The sequence below is a fragment of the Symbiopectobacterium sp. RP genome (genome assembly GCF_050472005.1).
In the GTDB taxonomy this organism is placed as follows: Bacteria; Pseudomonadota; Gammaproteobacteria; order Enterobacterales; family Enterobacteriaceae; genus Symbiopectobacterium.
Map to the genome: position 1 here is coordinate 188,225 of NZ_JBGOGS010000001.1, position 17,314 is coordinate 205,538.

Here is a 17,314-nt window from a genome sequence, read left to right on the forward strand (position 1 = left end):
CAAAATAATGTCGCTTGGCTATATGCGTGGCGGGGATGATGGTGCGCTGTTTACTGCTAACCTGCCTGCAACCATGGGAAAACCACTACAGGCGGATTTGCAACGCCTGTCGCAGCGTGATGTGCGCATGACCAACGATGCCAGCTGCTTTGCCCTTTCGGAAGCTTGGGAGGGTGAATTCCGTCAGTATCCTGTGGTGTTGGGGCTGATCCTTGGCACCGGTGTCGGTGGTGGTCTGGTGATTAACGGCGAAGTGATTGATGGTCGAAACGGCATTACCGGCGAATTCGGCCATTTCCGGCTACCGGTGGATGCACTGGATATTATGGGGGAGGATATCTCTCGGGTGAAATGCGGCTGTGGTCAATCTTGCTGTATTGAAAATTATATTTCTGGCTGAGTTTTTGAATAGCTTTATGCGCATACCTATGGCGAAAGTCTTAATGCTGTCAGCATTATTCGCCACTATCGGGCGGGTGAAGCAAACGCGCTGGCGCACGTCGATCGCTATATGAGCGTGCTGGCGGCCTGCGTGGGGAATCTGTTGACAATGTTTGACCCCCATTTGCTGGTGCTGGGCGGTGGGTTGTCTAACTTCTACGAGATCTATCAGTTTCTCCCGACGCGGTTGCCTGAGTATTTGCTGCCGGTTGCGCACTTACCGCGCATTGAGAAGGCACACTATGGTGATGCAGGTGACGTTCGGGGCGCTGCCCTGCTGCACTTTTCTTCGCAGCAGTTTTTTTAGCGGTAAACGCTTATTGGCAATCAAGCAGGCAGCGTTATACTCTAAATAATTCGAGTTGCAGGAAGGCGGCAAGGGAGAGAATCCCGATGAGCTTACTCAGGTAAGTGATTCGGGTGAGCGGACGCAGCCAACGCACATGCAGCTTGAAGTATGACGGGTATAGACGCTTTCCACCCAGCTTTCACAGGAGCAGACATGCATACGCGTCAAAGGATGATCCGGTTTCATCAAGGAAAGCGACTGCGTCAGCAGCGTCTGCGTTCACGTATTTTCCATAAGGATTATCTGGCGGTGAATGAATCAAAAAGCCCGCGCGTGGTGGTTCTGACCGGCGCGGGGATTTCAGCAGAATCTGGCATCCGCACCTTTCGTGCGGCGGATGGTCTGTGGGAAGAGCACCGGGTGGAAGATGTCGCCACGCCGGAAGGATTTCAACGCGATCCGCAACTGGTGCAGGCGTTTTACAACGCGCGCCGTAAGCAGTTGCAGCAGCCAGAGGTGGTGCCCAACGCAGCGCATCTGGCGTTAGCCAATCTTGAGGCGGCGCTCGGAGATAACTTCCTGTTGGTGACGCAAAATATCGATAACCTGCACGAGCGTGCGGGCAGCCAACGGGTTGTTCATATGCACGGTGAATTGCTCAAGGTGCGCTGTTGCCAGAGTGGACAGGTTATCGACTGGACCGGTGATATCGCTGCTGATGAACGCTGCCACTGTTGCCAGTTTCCCGCGCGACTGCGCCCACACGTGGTGTGGTTCCGAGAAATGCCTCTTGGTATGGAACGTATCTATCAGGCGCTGGCGCAGGCCGATTATTTCATCGCTATCGGAACGTCCGGTCATGTTTATCCGGCGGCGGGATTCGTTCATGAAGCGCACACCCATGGTGCTTACACCATAGAACTGAATCTCGAGCCGAGTCAGGTTGAGAGCAAGTTTGATGAAAAAATCTACGGCGCGGCGACAGAAGTGATGCCAGAGTTTGTCGGCGCTTGGTTGACAGGGCGGCGTAAAGTGGCGTTTTGATCGCTACTCGGCACTTGGAATGCCTTAGCGAGATGAACGGCGTGCAGTGACGCTACACGAAATGACGGTCGAGTTAAGCAGAGTTGAGTTTGCGGGTGTGACCGCAGTGTACAGGATAGCGTTATGCACTCATTGAACAAGGGATACTCGCTGTTACGTTTACGTGTACTAGCTCAGACCTGAGCTGACAGTTACCGATTATTTATACAGGTGTCTGTCAGATTACATCTGGTTCAGATTCTTTTCTGCCCAGATCCGTTTTCCATCGAGTAAAGTGACCATCGGCGTACGCCCGCAGCACATTTTTCCCTGATGAGTTCGCTCATTATTGTAATGCCACAACCAGTTGTCCAGATCTACCTGCAGGCTTTCCAGGTCTCCATATAACTTCTTGCGGAACGTAACCTGATAAAAATCCTGCAAAATGGTTTTATGGAAGCGCTCGCAGATGCCGTTCGTCTGCGGAGACATCGCCTTCGTTTTCGTATGCTCGATATCGTTGATAGCCAGATAAAGCTGATAATCATGCTGCTCCACTTTACCACAGTACTCCGTACCCCTGTCGGTCAGTATTCTCAGCACCGGCAGTCCCTGAGCCTCGTAGAACGGGAGTACGCGATCATTGAGCAGGTTGGCGGCGGTGAGCGGTGTTTTATTCGTATACAGCTTGCAGTGCGCCACTTTCGAGTACGTATCCACGAACGTCTGCTGGTAGATACGGCCCACCCCCTTCAGATTGCCCACGTAGAAGGTGTCCTGCGAGCCCAGATACCCGGGATGTGCCGTCTCTATTTCACCGCAGGCCTCATCATCGTGCGCCTTCTTCTCCAGGGCTGCGATTTGAGCGTCGGTAAGGACAATGCCTTCTCTGGCAACCTTTTCCTCAAGCGCCTTCAGGCATTTACGGAAGTTCTCAAGGTCGTGTCGTTGCCAGATGGAGCGCACGCCGCTGCCGGAGATAAATACGCCTTTTTTACGCAGCTCATTACTGGTCCGGTGCTGCCCATGGGGCGGGAACTCAATAGCATAATCAACAAGCGCGCGTTCAGTGGCTTCGTCGGCGCGCTTCTTCAGGTTCGGAACCCGGCGGTTCTGGTTAACCAGCGCATCAATGCCGCCTTCAGCAGCCAGTTCCTGATAACGGTAAAATGTATAGCTAAACGACTTAATTTTGATTACATTATTTAAATGAGCTATTCAATTGATTTTAGAGGTAAAGTTATATCTACACGGAAAGAAGAAGGGTTGAATATCCGAGAAACAGCGAAGCAATTTCGGATTGGCCCTGCCTCTGTATCGCGTTGGATTAATCAAATAGCGTCAAAAGCATCGACCACGCGTCAGCGAAAGAGCGATAAATCCGAGTTGATAAAAGATGTTGAACCATATCCAGATGCTTACCAAAAAGAACGTGCAGAGCGTTTTGGCGTTTGTCAGAAGACCATTTGGCAAGCTCTTAAAAAGCTGGGATTGACCTATAAAAAAACGCTACGTCATCCGAAAGCCGACGGAAGCGCCCGGCAAGCATTTCAACAAAAAATACAACAGTATGAAAAAGAAGGTAAGCCTATTGTTTTTATTGATGAAAGTGGTTTTCCACACGATACCCCACGGACTCACGGCTATTCCCCAAAAGGTCAACGGTGTTTTGGCCTGAAGAACGGGGGAGCCAAGGGAAAAACAAATGTTATCGGCGCGTTATTAGGCACAACGCTGTTTGCTATCGGATTATTTGATATCAATATTAACAGCGATGTTTTCTATTCCTGGGTCACACAAGTCCTTATCCCAGTACTCCCTAAAAACAGTGTAATCGTGATGGACAATGCAACTTTTCACAAAAAACATAATATTCAACAAGTCATCATCGATGCAGGGTATATGCTGGAGTATTTGCCTACATATTCGCCAGATCTTAACCCCATTGAGCATAAATGGGCACAAGCAAAAAGCAAAAAAAGAGAGAGTGGTTGCGATACAGAGATTTTGTTCTCAGTCCATATGATGTAATCAAAATTAAGTCGCTTGGCTATAACGGATAAATTGACGCGTCCGTTGACGGAGCTGTCCGGCGGCGAGTGGCAACGTGTACATCTTGCCGCCGTATTCTTACAGGCATGGCCTTCGCTGAATCCTTATGCTCGCCTGTTGGTGCTCGATGAGCCCGCCACTGGTCTGGACGTAGCGCAACGCGTGGCGCTTGATGCCATGCTGAAAGTGTTGTGTCAGGTAGGGTTGATTGTGCTAGCCAGCGCTCATGATTTAAATCATAGCTTACAGCAGGATGATGATATATGTTTGATTTCAAAAGGTAAATTGATTGATGCTGGCGACGCAGCAGGCGTCATGCAGCCTGAACGACTGGCCCCGGTTTTTGGCATATAGCCAACCGACTTAAAAATGATTACAGCAAATGCCCTGATATGTGGCAAAAAAATACAGCTGATTGTTATCAAAATAATGTCGCTTGGCTATAGACTTCCAGCGTCATCGCGTTGGCGAGAGCGACTGGTTGGTGCCGGTGTCCAAGTAACCGGTCATTTACCGCGTCAGGCTTGCCAAAACAGTGAAATCAACGCTAAATTAGGCTGTAATATCATTCTGATAGCGTGACATTCTCCGCAGGGCGCGGTGAACAACAAAACGAACCGATACTCGCAGGATACCGCAGATGCGTTTGATTCAGGGGTTGCTGATCGCAAGTTTGTTTTTGGTTGGGTGCAGCAGCCACCGCGCTCCACCGCCTAATTCGCGTCTGCTCGACTCCATCATGGTGATAAGCCAACTTAATGAACAGCTCACGCAGTGGCGTGGCACGCCGTATCGCTATGGCGGGCTGGATCACCGTGGCATCGATTGCTCTGGCTTTGTCTATTTAACCTTTCGCGATCGTTTCGGTATGCAACTGCCGCGTACCACCGAGGCGCAAACGGAATTGGGTTCCCGCATTGACCGGGACGACCTGTTGCCAGGTGATTTGGTGTTTTTCAAAACCGGCAGCGGCAGCAGCGGATTGCATGTGGGTATTTATGATAAAGACGATCAGTTTATTCACGCCTCGACCAGCCAGGGTGTAATGCGATCGTCATTGGATAACGTCTACTGGAAGCGGGCCTACTGGCAGGCGCGCCGAATCTGATTCCACTCTCAAGTAACGGCTGCCGATGTCGGCAGGTCGTTTGCGCATGGAGCCTCAATGTCTTCACTCCGTTTGTTGCTGTCTGACTCTTACGATCCCTAGTTTAATCTGGCCGTCGAAGAGTGCATCTTTCACAAAATGTCACCCACGCAGCACGTGCTGTTTCTCTGGCGCAATGCGGAAACCGTGGTGATTGGTCTGGCGCAAAACCCGTGGAAAGAGTGCAACACGCGCAAGATGGAGGAGGATGGCATCAAGCTGGCGCGTCGCAGCAGCGGTGGCGGCGCCGTTTTCCACGATTTGGGCAACACCTGCTTTACCTTTATGGACGGAAAACAGGGTTACGATAAAAGCGTTTCAACCGCCATCATTCTTAATGCGCTGACCGCGCTAGGCGTAGCGGCTTCGGGGCGTAACGATCTGGTGGTGGATACGCCTGACGGTGAACGTAAGGTTTCGGGGTCTACCTACCGGGAAACCAAGGATCGTGGCTTTCACCACGGTACGCTGTTGCTCAATGCCGATCTTTCACGTTTGGCAAATTACCTCAACCCGGATGTGAAGAAATTATAGCCAAGCGACATTATCTTGATAACAATTAGCTGTATTTTTTTCCACATATCAGGGCATTTGCTGTAATCATTTTTAAGTCGGTTGGCTATATCTACACATCTTTTGCAATATCTGCTATTACGTTGCTGCATGATCTCAACTTATCCATCGGCGGGATTGATGCCCGCCTTAACCGGCGTTATCAGCGTCTGGTTAACCAACACATGACTCCCCCAGCACCATTGGCGTCAGCCGTTAAAGACCTTGCCTGCGCGCAGAAAACAACATTCGCCACTACTCAGGCCGTTTGGCGTTTTTTTAATAATGAACGTATTAGCTTCAGTCAGCTCAATGAACCGATTATTTCGCTGGCTCTCCGGCAGGTTGCACTTAGCCCGCATCCATACGCTCCCGTCGTTCACGACTGGTCTCATTTACAGTTTCATACCCACAATGGGAAAGAAGAACGTTTGAAAATGACGCATGGTGGCGACGTCGGTTATGAACTACAAACCCGCCTACTGCTTGATGCTGCAAATGGTTTACCAATAGCGCCCCTGTCTCAAACTCTAACCGATAGGGCGGGTTGTCGTTCAACGCTAACCGAGGGCTTGTCTGAGAGTCTGACTCATATGGATGCTTTGACGGCTGATATCGCCCGCGTTGAGTCTCTTGATACCGGGAAGAAGTTAATTCATCTCATTGACCGTGAAGGTGACTCTATCGGGCATATGCGCACATTAAGCTCCCAGGGAATATGTTGGCTTATCCGAGGAAAGGAAGGGCATCGGGCCGAGTGGGGCGGTGACACCCGTAAAATTGGTGAAATTGCAGACGATCTGCCATTTATCGCAAACGGACAGGTTGGCTGGAAAGGGAAAAAAGCCAATATGGAGATCGGGGAAACATCCGTGATCATAACGCGAACAGCAAAACCGAAGCGGAAAGACAAGAGCACCGGACGGCGAGTGAAAGTTCAGCCAGGCGTAGCTCTGACACTCAGATTAGTTGTACTAGCTCAGACCTGATCTGACAGTTACCGATTATTTATACAGGTGTCTGTCAGATTACATCTGGTTCAGATTCTTTTCTGCCCAGATCCGTTTTCCATCGAGTAAAGTGGCCATCGGCGTACGCCCGCAGCACATTTTTCCCTGATGAGTTCGCTCAGTATTGTAATGCCACAACCAGTTGTCCAGATCTACCTGCAGGCTTTCCAGGTCTCCATATAACTTCTTGCGGAACGTAACCTGATAAAAATCCTTCAAAATGGTTTTATGGAAGCGCACGCAGATGCCGTTCGTCTGCGGAGACATCGCCTTCGTTTTCGTATGCTCGATATCGTTGATAGCCAGATAAAGCTGATAATCATGCTGCTCCACTTTACCACAGTACTCCGTACCCCTGTCGGTCAGTATTCTCAGCACCGGCAGTCCCTGAGCCTCGTAGAACGGGAGTACGCTATCATTGAGCAGGTCGGCGGCGGTGAGCGGTGTTTTATTCGTATACAGCTTGCAGTGTGCCACTTTCGAGTACGTATCCACGAACGTCTGCTGGTAGATACGGCCCACCCCCTTCAGATTGCCCACGTAGAAGGTGTCCTGCGAGCCCAGATACCCGGGATGTGCCGTCTCGATTTCACCGCAGGCCTCATCATCGTGCGCCTTCTTCTCCAGGGCTGCGATTTGAGCGTCGGTAAGGACAATGCCTTCTCTGGCGACCTTTTCCTCAAGCGCCTTCAGGCGTTTACGGAAGTTCTCCAGGTCGTGTCGTTGCCAGATGGAGCGCACGCCGCTGCCGGAGATAAACACGCCTTTTTTACGCAGCTCATTACTGGTCCGGTGCTGCCCATGGGGCGGGAACTCAATAGCATAATCAACAACCGCGCGTTCAGTGGCTTCGTCGGCGCGGTTCTTCAGGTTCGGAACCCGGTGGTTCTGGTTAACCAGCGCATCAATGCCGCCTTCAGCAGCCAGTTCCTGATAACGGTAAAATGTATCGCCTGACACGCCCATGCTCTTGCAGGCTTTTGATACGTTACCGAGTTCTTCGGCGAGATTGAGCAGGCCGGCTTTGTGTTTGATAATGGGATTGTTAGTATGAAGCATGAGAGTTACCTCGCGTTTTGTTTAAGGATTAGACACCCATATCAAAACCGGTAACTCTCAACCTTTCAAGGTCCAGTGTCAGATCTAGTCGCGACTAATACATTTAATGACATTAACCGAAGCTCTTTTTTGAGCATTGCTCAAAGATTGAACAAATGCCGCGATCCCTTCAGTACGTAAAAAATTTGAAGGTCGTTGCGATTCTGTCGCTTTACCTTGTGCAACGGCGGCGCGGTGCAGGTCATTCAGGCAGTAACGCCCGAAAGCATCCTGACGGACGACGGTATTTTCAATGACAACTAATTTAGACATAACAATTTCTCCATAGTTAAACGGATATGGTTATCATAGGACTAACGGGTAAAATTTTGCAGTTTGGCGGTCAGATCGCTTACACTTGGCTTAACACAGGAGGATCCGCTATGGGCCAGGTTGCATTTGATACATTGCAAGCATCAGAAGAGCTTGAGACTGCTGGTATTTCCAGAGAGCAGGCACGGGCGATTTCGCTCGTCGTACGCAAGTCTCATGAGGTGGCGGATGTCGCTACCAAGCGTGACCTTGAGGACGTGCGCAAGGAAATTGATGCCAGATTCGATAAGGTTGATGCTCGTTTCGAGAAGCACGAAGCTCAGATGCAAGCCCGCTTCGAGAAGACCGACGCGCAGATAGCCGATGTCCGTAAGGATATGACGACTCAAATATCCTTGGTTAGAAAGGACTTACAGCTTGAAATGGCGGGTATCCGCTCTGAGCAGAAGTTAATTCGCTGGATGCTGAGCGCTGGAGTTTTAGGTATTTTCTCTCTGGTTGTGAAAGCTTTTCTCGTCACCGCCCTCTAATTAATTATGCCACTACGGGTTGTTAGCTCAGTTGGTAGAGCAGTGGACTCTTAATCCATCGGTCGCAGGTTCAAATCCTGCACAACCCACCATATTGGGGATTACTCGCTTCTGACAGCACCGTAACGCCCTATGTAATTCTTAAAGCGTTCGTCTTTAGATGGGTCAATTTCTACTTTGGCATAAACTTTATTTGCTTCCGCTGTGATCCGCTTCTCTTCGGCTAATATCACGCGATTTTCCCATGCCACCCGTTTTTCTTCCCAGTTAATTAACCGTGGGTGAGGCAATCCTTTTTCGCCAGCATCTACAGCTTCCATTGCCCCCCTGACTATAGGAATAGTCTTTAGGTAGCCTTCCTTTCTCCACAAGTCTAATCGGTTGTAATATTGTCTTTCGTCAGGCGTTAATTGGCTTTGTTGAATAATAGTGAGTCATGCTGATTTTCCAGCCAGTTTTGGTAGAAAATGCTTGTCACCTCAGGTTTACAGTTTTCTTATGAGGCCTAACTGCATGATTTTGCGTTGCGAGGATCTGTCGTTTCACCGGGGGGGCAGCATAAAATATGTTTATTCAACAAAGCCCATTTTAATCCAAAACAGGCGTGTCATAACAGCATTATTCCCTATTATTCAACAAAGCCTTTTTCTATCTGAAGATATACATTCTCATTCTTTTTCTTGACAATCATTAAGTTACTGCTTGCCAAATCTGATGTGAAATCAATTTTCCATTATTATTGAATCAAGATGTTGGTGGTCCGTTGGTATATCTTGTCCAAAGTGAACGTAATGGTATCGATCTCCTTGAGAATTTAGCAATGTTATTGGATGAAGATAAAAATATCGATAAAGAAAAAAGGATAGTCGTTAGGCTTCTTAACGGAGTTTTACGTGGGTGTGAGTTTGCTTTGCTTGAAGGGAACACACTTTTTCTTTCTACTGATGAAGAAACGATTAGCAAGCAATATAATGGCACACAGATGCCTGATAATACTATTTATATTCCTGCTGAGCAACCGGATGTAAGTTTCGAGATAATCGTTAAACTGGGCGACTCATGCGAGGTTTATATGCGTGAGATCTCTGACGATGGCTCACCAATGATAGCATTGTCAGAAAATGAAGTTATCACCGTTGGGATGCAAAAATTTGTCTGGCGAAATCAACATTCTGAATTCTCGGACGCTATCTTATCCGGAGAATATCTGGACAGTGCCAGGGGACAATCACCAACGACTACCGAGATTGTCAAGAATACCAAAAGTGTATGGTATAAAACATTGGCAGCAGTTGCTTTAGTGAGTGCCGTGTTTGTCGCGGGCTATGGCTACCTTACGGGAAAACAGCGTCAGCTTGATAATGTCTCAACATTATTGAATTTTGCCTCTGAGGATTATCAGATAGTTTATGCTCGCGATAATTGGATTTATGTTTTTGCTGGCAGTGAAAAAGCGACTGATTGGGCTGTTCAAACCATGGTCAGAAATCCGCTGCGCCAACAGGTTAATGTTGTCAATATTGCCAGTGAAGAAGAGCGAATTTCTCGTTGGGTGGAAACCTATTGGCCTGCATTGAAGTTTCATCAGATACGGTTGAGTGACCCACAACATCCGATTCTTAGAATTAGTACAGAAAGAAATGAATTAAGTGAAAAGGCACGCGGTGATTTTATTTCTGCGCTGAAAGAAAAATTCCCTTATATTGATTCAGTAAGGCTAGATAATCTGGAGGATAAAACAATCAGGAGTATTGCCAATCAAGGATTAAAAAAAATGGCGCTCTCTTTCCGTGAGATAGACAATGGCGATACTATCACCTTTGTTATATTTGGCGTCATTGAGGATGGTATGCTCGAAAGTATCAAGAATTTTGTCAATCAATACTATCAACAATGGGGTGGAAGGTATGTTCACTTTTCTGTCGAGCTGGAAACTGATTGGTTCAAAGATAAATCTTTTAAATTTGGCGAAAAAAGCTATATAAAACTTGGCGCTGGACATTGGTATTTCCCAAAAACACAAGTAAGGATTTTATATGAGTAACAAGGATTCAATAAGTACAGATTTCACATGGAATGGTTATTTGTCTAATAAATCATCAACCTTCGATAATGGTGTGACACAACTTAATTCTGAATTGAAGTCGGCGCTAGAAAAACTGGCAAATGACCCCTCTAACCCAGAGCTGTTGGCGACTTATCAGTCTCGCTTGTCAGAGTATACGCTCTACCGTAATGCACAATCTAACGTTGTGAAGGTATACAAAGATGTGGGCTCTGCGATTATTACCAACTTCCGTTAATGTTGTTACTAGGAATAGGCTATGAATCATAACACCAGTATGGTGACACAGTTGTCTGGCAATTGGCATGATATTACCATGCCAGAATCTGCCAATGTGTCGTTGGAAGATCGTCTGCTTCGCGCTTATGCGCGGGAATCGGTAAATATGTCTGCGGAACAGCGTGACGTGATTTCATTGTTGGAGAACACCAATGCTTCAACAGATCCTGAAATGTTGGCAGAACTTCAGCAACGAACTTCTGACTATAACTTACATGTATCACTCATCAGTACATTGACGCGTAAAGGGGTCAGTACTGTTGAAACATTATTACGTTCATAATCATGAATAAATACCTGTTATTTCCCATATTGGCAGTTTTTCTTGTAGGCTGTAAGCAAGATATTTTGCTGAAAGGGTTAGATCAACAGCAGGCTAATGATGTTATTGCGCTGTTACAGCGCAATAACATCAAGGTTGATAAAAATGAGGTCAAAAAAGAGGGGTATAGTCTCTCTGTCAGTTCTCAGGATTTTTCTGCTTCTGTTGATTTAATGAATACTTATGGGCTGCCACGCCCTCCAGCAATCGACATTGCGCAGATGTTTCCTGCCGATGCGCTTGTTTCTTCTCCGCGTGCTGAAAAGGCTCGCCTCTATTCCGGAATCGAGCAACGACTTGAGCATTCGTTGTTGTCAATTTCAGGGGTGGTTTCTGCGCGCGTACATGTGAGCTATGATATGAGCTCCAGCGATGGTTATAGGAAAAGAGCGGCTGTTCATCTTTCAACATTGCTCAATCATGATAATAGTATTACTGATACCACCTTATTAATCAGTGATGTAAAGCGCTTTCTTAAGAATAGCTTTGAGGACGTTAATTACGACAATATTTCCGTCGTGTTATCTAAGATTAATGACGTTCAGCGGCATACACCGGTATCCATTCAAGCAACAAAGTCTGACACACCGATGTGGTTAATAAGCCTTGGCGTGGTAACCGTTGCCTTGTTAGCTGCCGTGCTGTTATTTATTAGTCAAAGCCATCATGAATTTTTAAGTAGGCTAAAGAAGCATATCTTGACGCAGACTAATAATAAACGTACACCGGATGATCCTAAACCCAGTGTAGATGTTCCTGAAGATAAAAAATAGCAGATATCTGAATGTCATGGAAAGATTAATGCATAAAGAGCAAAGGGAATGCTGTAATATTCTAAATATAATATATAATCCGATATCATGGATTCATCCAAAACGTTTTTCACTTCCCTCTGGATTTTCGACGCCAGGATGTCATCGAATTATAAATGACATTTTAATCGAAAACTTTTCTCTTTCGGTTGAACCGCTCGACCTAAATAATGAAAGAGAGCGATATTTAGCTGCGCATTGGCATTTGTTACCCAAAGCGGCCTTTATGGTGGCTTGTCAACGCCATAAGAGCAATCTTTTTCAGTGTGGAGTCTGGTGGAAGCTTGAAAAATCCGTCAGGCAGTTTTCATTGTTGAATATTATTGAAACTAAGCCAGTGAATGCATCTACTTATTCTCTTGAGCAATATGCGTGGTGCGCTAAACGAGAAATTGATTTATTCTCCGCTTCTGTCTCGAGGGTAATGAGAGAACGACTGCCATTATTGTTTTCACCAGGAGATGATGTGGAAACTGCGTCGCCAACATTAACCGGTGATAATGAATTAGCAATGAGGATGGCCATTCAATATGCTCAAAGAAGTTGAGACATCATATACAAATATGCTGCAAGAAAATGTGCTGTTAACAAACAAGAATCGTGTAGCACATAATCTGAGAATCAACGTCGTGGCGCAGGCCCGTGAACATGCCAAAAAGATCATCAGCGATGCCAGTCGTGATGCTGAGGCAATACGTCAGCAGGCCTATCGCGATGGTTATGAACACGGCCTTGTGACATCAATTGAAACAGTAACCGGTTTTATTGAGGATAAACAAGGCATTGTAAATGAACTCTATGGACAGGTTCGCCAGCGTGCAAAGCGTTTGCTGAGTGACACTGTCAATAAGGAAAGTGTGATTTGTACCTTGTTTGAAAGCTGGGCCGATGAGATTGATGGCCGAGATGACAAAACGCCTTTTTACATCCTTCTTCCTAGCGACAGACGCCGTTATAAACGCAGATTAATGGCCTATATTGATAGTATACACCGGGGAGGCGTCATTTTTGAGTATCATCAAGATTTGCGATATGTATTTAAGTATCGTGAGCAACTGGTCGAATTTTTACCAGAGACGTTTGTTGATAATCAAATAGATACGTTTTTTGACACGCAATCATTGTATGAGAGTTGCGAACAACTTTCTCAGCAAACACTGGAAAAACTTCACGAACAACTTGGAACGTATTCACCGTCGCGTGAAGTGTTGGTATCGGATAATGATGATAATTAAGGAAAATAAGCAATGACAACGATTAATTCTCTATCAAACTCCACCGTTTCGCTTTATGAAACTGATGGAGATATCAAAGACATTAGCGAAGTAATTAAGGGGTTAGATGATGATGAGATCAATAATTATGCTATGCATGCTATGCGGTTTATGTATAACGAGTGGATGCAAAAAGTCTTGTTATCGGATGGTCTCGATCCTGATGAAAATTATGACTGGTAAACCCATTTTTTTCGCAACCAGCACTCTGTTTCTATCGTTGTTGTTGGTGGGATGTCAGTCTGCGACAGGTTCACTTCCAGATAGCGCTAGCAGAAACAGTACAGACCTTGAGTTTGCAGAAGAAACATGTCGTACCGATCCCCTTTATAGTGCTTCTGGTGAGCCCGATGTGCTCTATGCTGAAATGAATGAATGCGTTCGTGCTCAGAAGTTCGACCGAGCTGTATTTCTTTATGCCTTGGCGGGAAGCTACACATGGTTTGATGCAAACCGTATTGGTACACAATATGCCAAGATGGCACATGGAAAATGCTTAGGTGAAGCTTTTGCACAACTATCCGAAAAGCAGGTGAGTCAATTTTGGGAGCATATTCGCGCGACGATGCAAGATCCTGGCAAAAAATCCATGATATGCGGCAAGGTCAAGCAGGCTGGTATGCCTACGCACAGCATAGATTACATGCGTGTTGAGAAATCTTCGGGTGCGCCTGCCAAACCTAGAGAACAATATCAGTGGGAGGCGGCTGTAGATAACTACTTGTTATGTAAGTAATATTATTTGCTTTTGATATTAAATTTCGGATTAATTTATTTTTATAGTATTTTGTGTTGATGAAAGCGTTGTTTTTTTTACTCGGGGTTTTTAGTGCATTGGTCTGGACTTACCAATGAATTTGGTGATTAAAATTATCGATTCTCGTATATTATCTGTGACGTTGGTTCTGCCACTTTTGTTCTGCTGATATGCCTGAAAAACGTTTTAAGCAGTATTTCATCTGTTTGCTCTAAAAAACCGAAGTAAAGTCATTACCGCTTGTTGGGAATAGCTCTGTTAAGTGAGTGTTCGTGTTATTCCTTTATTGCGCAAAGTTATGCCTCTATTTCGTAAGGAATAGTAAAAATGGAATTTCATCAATTTATATTTGAAGGCTTTTCTTTTCATAATGGTCAATTACTGACAAAAGATAAAGGCGCTATCTATTTAGCGCCGAAAGAGAGTGCGGTATTACTCTTTATGTTACAAAACGCACATACCGTTATTTCAAAAGATGCAATAATTGAACATGTCTGGAAGGGGGGATTGGTCTCCGATGAGTCATTAACGCGTTGTATTTATGTTTTGCGCCGCACGTTGGGTCACTCAAGAAAAAAAAGATTTATCGATAACATCTACGGCAAGGGCTATCGTTTTGTCCCTGAGGTTCAAGTCGCCAATCTCCCTGAAAAAGCGGTTCAACCGACCTTGACCGCGAACCACAATGACATGACCGCCTTTGATGCTTCCGTTGAAAAGAGAACATGCAATATTGCATTGTTCATCTTTGAGATGCAGCATCGATACCAAGCTATTTCACTCCACGATCAGCTGATTGATTGGTTGCATTGTCTGGATTTGCCCATTAACGTTGTTTCGTCTTGTCTGACACGCAGCGTCCAAGATTACAGTAGCTACCTATCTGCAATCGAAAAATCACAGGCGGACTATTATATTTCTGGTATGGAAATTCGCCACGGTGAAAACTCTATCATCCGTATTGAACTGACTCGGGCAAAGGATCACTCGGTATTATATCGAGAAGGAGTCCGTTTCACGAGCGATCATCATATCAATTACCGGTTGCTATGCAGGGCCATTCTAACGCTGTTGTCTGTGTCAGCGCCAGTGATATAAGACGGTAATTCACCATTTGGATTGTCCGCTCCACCCAACATGTTGTTTCCTTGAGGTTCTCACACCAGAAAGGACATCAGCATGCTAAGCAGAGAGGACTTTTACATGATAAAGCAAATGCGCCAGCAGGGTGCGTATATTGTCGATATTGCCACTCAGGTTGGTTGCTCTGAGCGGACTGTCAGACGCTACCTGAAATACCCGGAACCTCCGGCCAGAAAAACACGCCACAAAATGGCCAAACTCAGGCCGTTCATGGACTATATCGACATGCGTCTGGCAGAGAACGTCTGGAACGGCGAGGTCATCCTCGCGGAAATTAAAGCGATGGGTTATACCGGTGGACGCTCCATGTTGCGTTACTACATCCAGCCCAAACGTAAGATGCGGCCATCGAAGAAAACGGTTCGCTTCGAAACTCAGCCCGGTTATAGCAAAGCGACTTAATTTTGATTACACCATATGGACTGAGAACAAAATCTCTGTATCGCAACCACTCTCTCTTTTTTGGCTTTTTGCTTGTGCCTATTTATGGGCTTTGTTGAATAAACATATTTTATGCTACACCCCCGGTGAAACGACGGATCCTCGCAACGTAAAATCATGCAGTTAGGCCTCATGAGAAAAGTGTACACCTGAGATGTACAAGCATTTTCAACCAAAACTGGCATGGAAAAACAGCATGATTACCTATTATTCAATAAAGCCCATAAAGGGTTAAAAACCACCATAGCTAAGTGGGCAAGTTCTTCCGGGGTATAGTCTGCTAATAACGTCAAGGTATAGCTAAACGACTTAATTTTGATTACATTATTTAAATGAGCTATTCAATTGATTTTAGACGTAAAGTGATATCTACACGCGAAGAAGAAGGGTTGAGTATCCGAGAAACAGCGAAGCAATTTCGGATTGGCCCTGCCTCTGTATCGCGTTGGATTAATCAAATAGCGTCAAAAGCATCGACCACGCGTCAGCGAAAGAGCGATAAATCCGAGTTGATAAAAGATGTTGAACCATATCCAGATGCTTACCAAAAAGAACGTGCAGAGCGTTTTGGCGTTTGTCAGAAGGCCATTTGGCAAGCTCTTAAAAAGCTGGGATTGACCTATAAAAAAACTCTACGCCATCCGAAAGCCGACGAAAGCGCCCGGCAAGCATTTCAACAAAAAATACAACAGTATGAAAAAGGCAAACCTATTGTTTTTATTGATGAAAGTGGTTTTCCACACGATACCCCACGGACTCACGGCTATTCCCCAAAAGGTCAACGGTGTTTTGGCCTGAAGAACGGGGGAGCCAAGGGAAGAACAAATGTTATCGGCGCGTTATTAGGCACAACGCTGTTTGCTATCGGATTATTTGATATCAATATTAACAGCGATGTTTTCTATTCCTGGGTCACACAAGTCCTTATCCCAGTACTCCCTAAAAACAGGGTAATCGTGATGGACAATGCAACTTTTCACAAAAAACATAATATTCAACAAGTCATCATCGATGCAGGGTATATGGTGGAGTATTTGCCTACATATTCGCCAGATCTTAACCCCATTGAGCATAAATGGGCACAAGCAAAAAGCCAAAAAAGAGAGAGTGGTTGCGATACAGAGATTTTGTTCTCAGTCCATATGGTGTAATCAAAATTAAGTCGCTTGGCTATATTTAGCAGGATGGATAGTCCGGCAAGCAGCGCTGGGGCGCTTTCTTTACGCCCTCGTTTTTGTTGTCGTCCGAATAATCGGCAAATTAACTGACGGGCTGCCGCATTGTCGTCTCCTTCAGCGCGTTGCAGCCGCCATACCAGCACACATGCCATGCTAGCTATCAATAACCTGCGTAGCAGGGCACCAGCACTGCGCTGAAGCCATTTTTCTACATCATGACCGGCACCTTTCAGCAGCTTAAAAAAGGGTTCAATACCCCAGCGCCAGTAATACCAGCGAGCGACTTCCGCGCTGGTGATCTCGTTGCTAACGTTTGTGAGTAGCGTCCAGCGTCCGATAAATTTACCGTGAGTATCGGTAAGGCGAACCACAACTAATCTGAGTGTCAGAGCTACGCCTGGCTGAACTTTCACTCGCCGTCCGGTGTTCTTGTCTTTCCGCTTCGCTTTTGCTGTTCGCGTTATGATCACGGATGTTTCCCCGATCTCCATATTGGCTTTTTTCCCTTTCCAGCCAACTTGTCCGTTTGCGATAAATGGCAGATCGTATTCAATTTCACCAATTTTACGGGTGTCACCGCCCCACTCGGCCCGATGCCCTTCCTTTCCCCGGATAAGCCAACATATTC

Annotated in this window: 22 protein-coding genes, 1 tRNA gene and 3 pseudogenes; 21 read left to right on the top strand and 5 right to left on the bottom strand. The window is 46.1% G+C overall.

Translation table 11 applies throughout. From position 1 onward, the window contains the following. Positions 1-34 precede the first annotated feature (34 nt). Together ACD630_RS01265 and cobB are read left to right on the top strand one after the other, a co-directional pair. Positions 35-748: pseudogene (locus tag ACD630_RS01265) on the top strand (ROK family protein); the annotation flags it as partial. A 195-nt stretch (positions 749-943) separates the two neighbouring features. After that, positions 944-1,774 carry a Sir2 family NAD+-dependent deacetylase gene (cobB, locus tag ACD630_RS01270; protein ID WP_430357861.1) on the top strand — a complete coding sequence of 277 codons (831 nt, stop codon included), beginning with the start codon at positions 944-946 and terminating at the stop codon, positions 1,772-1,774. Between the two features lie 222 nt (positions 1,775-1,996). Here cobB and ACD630_RS01275 read toward each other — a convergent pair whose 3' ends face one another. Continuing rightward, entirely contained in the window at positions 1,997-2,971 is a 975-nt protein-coding gene (locus ACD630_RS01275) for an IS481 family transposase (protein WP_430359838.1), read from the bottom strand. Here ACD630_RS01275 and ACD630_RS01280 point away from each other — a divergent pair. From ACD630_RS01280 to ACD630_RS01300, 5 genes and pseudogenes are all read left to right on the top strand, one after another. Continuing rightward, a complete protein-coding gene (locus ACD630_RS01280) occupies positions 2,963-3,784 on the top strand; it encodes an IS630 family transposase (protein ID WP_430357862.1) in 822 nt (273 codons plus the stop codon). The genes ACD630_RS01275 and ACD630_RS01280 overlap by 9 nt on opposite strands. 15 nt (positions 3,785-3,799) lie before the next feature. Next, entirely contained in the window at positions 3,800-4,159 is a 360-nt protein-coding gene (locus ACD630_RS01285) for a hypothetical protein (protein ID WP_430357863.1), read from the top strand. 15 nt (positions 4,160-4,174) lie between these two features. Continuing rightward, positions 4,175-4,387, top strand: a complete 213-nt coding sequence (locus ACD630_RS01290; RefSeq protein WP_430357864.1) for a hypothetical protein — start codon at positions 4,175-4,177, stop codon at positions 4,385-4,387. Positions 4,388-4,445: 58 nt separating this feature from the next. Further along, entirely contained in the window at positions 4,446-4,913 is a 468-nt protein-coding gene (locus tag ACD630_RS01295; protein WP_430357865.1) for an NlpC/P60 family protein, read from the top strand. Positions 4,914-5,021: 108 nt separating this feature from the next. Then, positions 5,022-5,483, top strand: a pseudogene (locus ACD630_RS01300) (lipoate--protein ligase); the annotation flags it as partial. Here the strand turns inward: ACD630_RS01300 and ACD630_RS01305 are convergent. Next, positions 5,456-5,617, bottom strand: coding sequence for a hypothetical protein (locus ACD630_RS01305; protein ID WP_430357866.1), 162 nt, complete (start codon positions 5,615-5,617; stop codon positions 5,456-5,458). The pseudogene ACD630_RS01300 and the gene ACD630_RS01305 sit on opposite strands and share 28 nt — an antisense overlap. Here ACD630_RS01305 and ACD630_RS01310 point away from each other — a divergent pair. Continuing rightward, positions 5,609-6,493: a hypothetical protein gene (locus tag ACD630_RS01310; RefSeq protein ID WP_430357867.1), complete on the top strand. Its 885-nt coding sequence runs from the start codon at positions 5,609-5,611 to the stop codon at positions 6,491-6,493. The two genes, ACD630_RS01305 and ACD630_RS01310, sit on opposite strands and share 9 nt — an antisense overlap. Positions 6,494-6,532: 39 nt before the next feature. Here the strand turns inward: ACD630_RS01310 and ACD630_RS01315 are convergent, their stop codons facing one another. Both ACD630_RS01315 and ACD630_RS01320 read right to left on the bottom strand, forming a co-directional pair. Further along, complete coding sequence (locus ACD630_RS01315) at positions 6,533-7,573, bottom strand: IS481 family transposase (protein WP_430357868.1); 1,041 nt, start codon at positions 7,571-7,573, stop codon at positions 6,533-6,535. A gap of 84 nt (positions 7,574-7,657) precedes the next feature. After that, positions 7,658-7,885 carry a KilA-N domain-containing protein gene (locus tag ACD630_RS01320; RefSeq protein ID WP_430357869.1) on the bottom strand — a complete coding sequence of 76 codons (228 nt, stop codon included), beginning with the start codon at positions 7,883-7,885 and terminating at the stop codon, positions 7,658-7,660. Between the two features lie 110 nt (positions 7,886-7,995). Between ACD630_RS01320 and ACD630_RS01325 the strand changes: the two genes are divergently transcribed. After that, positions 7,996-8,415, top strand: coding sequence for a hypothetical protein (locus ACD630_RS01325; RefSeq protein WP_430357870.1), 420 nt, complete (start codon positions 7,996-7,998; stop codon positions 8,413-8,415). Between the two features lie 16 nt (positions 8,416-8,431). Continuing rightward, positions 8,432-8,507: transfer RNA gene (locus ACD630_RS01330), tRNA-Lys, on the top strand. A 9-nt stretch (positions 8,508-8,516) separates the two neighbouring features. On the opposite strand, the gene ACD630_RS01335 is transcribed toward ACD630_RS01330, so the two are convergent. Next, a complete protein-coding gene (locus tag ACD630_RS01335; protein ID WP_430357871.1) occupies positions 8,517-8,735 on the bottom strand; it encodes a hypothetical protein in 219 nt (72 codons plus the stop codon). A 419-nt stretch (positions 8,736-9,154) separates the two neighbouring features. On the opposite strand from ACD630_RS01335, the gene ACD630_RS01340 reads away from it, so the two are divergent. The 11 genes and pseudogenes from ACD630_RS01340 (at position 9,155) to ACD630_RS01390 (ending at position 16,659) form a co-directional block, all read left to right on the top strand. Then, the gene (locus ACD630_RS01340; RefSeq protein WP_430357872.1) at positions 9,155-10,459 is read left to right on the top strand and encodes a PrgH/EprH family type III secretion apparatus protein; all 1,305 of its coding nucleotides are present in this window, start codon (positions 9,155-9,157) and stop codon (positions 10,457-10,459) included. Then, entirely contained in the window at positions 10,452-10,718 is a 267-nt protein-coding gene (locus ACD630_RS01345; protein ID WP_430357873.1) for a type III secretion system needle complex protein, read from the top strand. Before ACD630_RS01340 ends, ACD630_RS01345 begins: the two co-directional genes overlap by 8 nt. Positions 10,719-10,739: 21 nt before the next feature. Continuing rightward, on the top strand, positions 10,740-11,042 hold the full coding sequence (gene sctI, locus ACD630_RS01350; protein WP_430357874.1) for a type III secretion system inner rod subunit SctI: 303 nt from the start codon (positions 10,740-10,742) through the stop codon (positions 11,040-11,042). 2 nt (positions 11,043-11,044) lie between these two features. Then, positions 11,045-11,854, top strand: coding sequence for a type III secretion system inner membrane ring lipoprotein SctJ (sctJ, locus tag ACD630_RS01355; RefSeq protein WP_430357875.1), 810 nt, complete (start codon positions 11,045-11,047; stop codon positions 11,852-11,854). A 16-nt stretch (positions 11,855-11,870) separates the two neighbouring features. After that, complete coding sequence (locus ACD630_RS01360; RefSeq protein WP_430357876.1) at positions 11,871-12,440, top strand: hypothetical protein; 570 nt, start codon at positions 11,871-11,873, stop codon at positions 12,438-12,440. A 16-nt stretch (positions 12,441-12,456) separates the two neighbouring features. Then, the gene (locus ACD630_RS01365; protein WP_430357877.1) at positions 12,457-13,128 is read left to right on the top strand and encodes a hypothetical protein; all 672 of its coding nucleotides are present in this window, start codon (positions 12,457-12,459) and stop codon (positions 13,126-13,128) included. A gap of 12 nt (positions 13,129-13,140) precedes the next feature. Further along, positions 13,141-13,350 carry a hypothetical protein gene (locus tag ACD630_RS01370; protein ID WP_430357878.1) on the top strand — a complete coding sequence of 70 codons (210 nt, stop codon included), beginning with the start codon at positions 13,141-13,143 and terminating at the stop codon, positions 13,348-13,350. Further along, on the top strand, positions 13,340-13,903 hold the full coding sequence (locus tag ACD630_RS01375; RefSeq protein ID WP_430357879.1) for a hypothetical protein: 564 nt from the start codon (positions 13,340-13,342) through the stop codon (positions 13,901-13,903). The genes ACD630_RS01370 and ACD630_RS01375 overlap by 11 nt, the downstream gene beginning before the upstream one ends. Before the next feature lie 348 nt (positions 13,904-14,251). Further along, on the top strand, positions 14,252-15,022 hold the full coding sequence (locus ACD630_RS01380) for a winged helix-turn-helix domain-containing protein (protein WP_430357880.1): 771 nt from the start codon (positions 14,252-14,254) through the stop codon (positions 15,020-15,022). Between the two features lie 81 nt (positions 15,023-15,103). Next, a pseudogene (locus ACD630_RS01385) lies at positions 15,104-15,454 on the top strand (IS21 family transposase); the annotation flags it as partial. A gap of 386 nt (positions 15,455-15,840) precedes the next feature. Further along, positions 15,841-16,659 (top strand): IS630 family transposase, encoded by an 819-nt coding sequence (locus tag ACD630_RS01390; RefSeq protein WP_430357881.1) that lies wholly within the window; start codon positions 15,841-15,843, stop codon positions 16,657-16,659. The last annotated feature ends 655 nt before the right edge of the window (positions 16,660-17,314 follow it).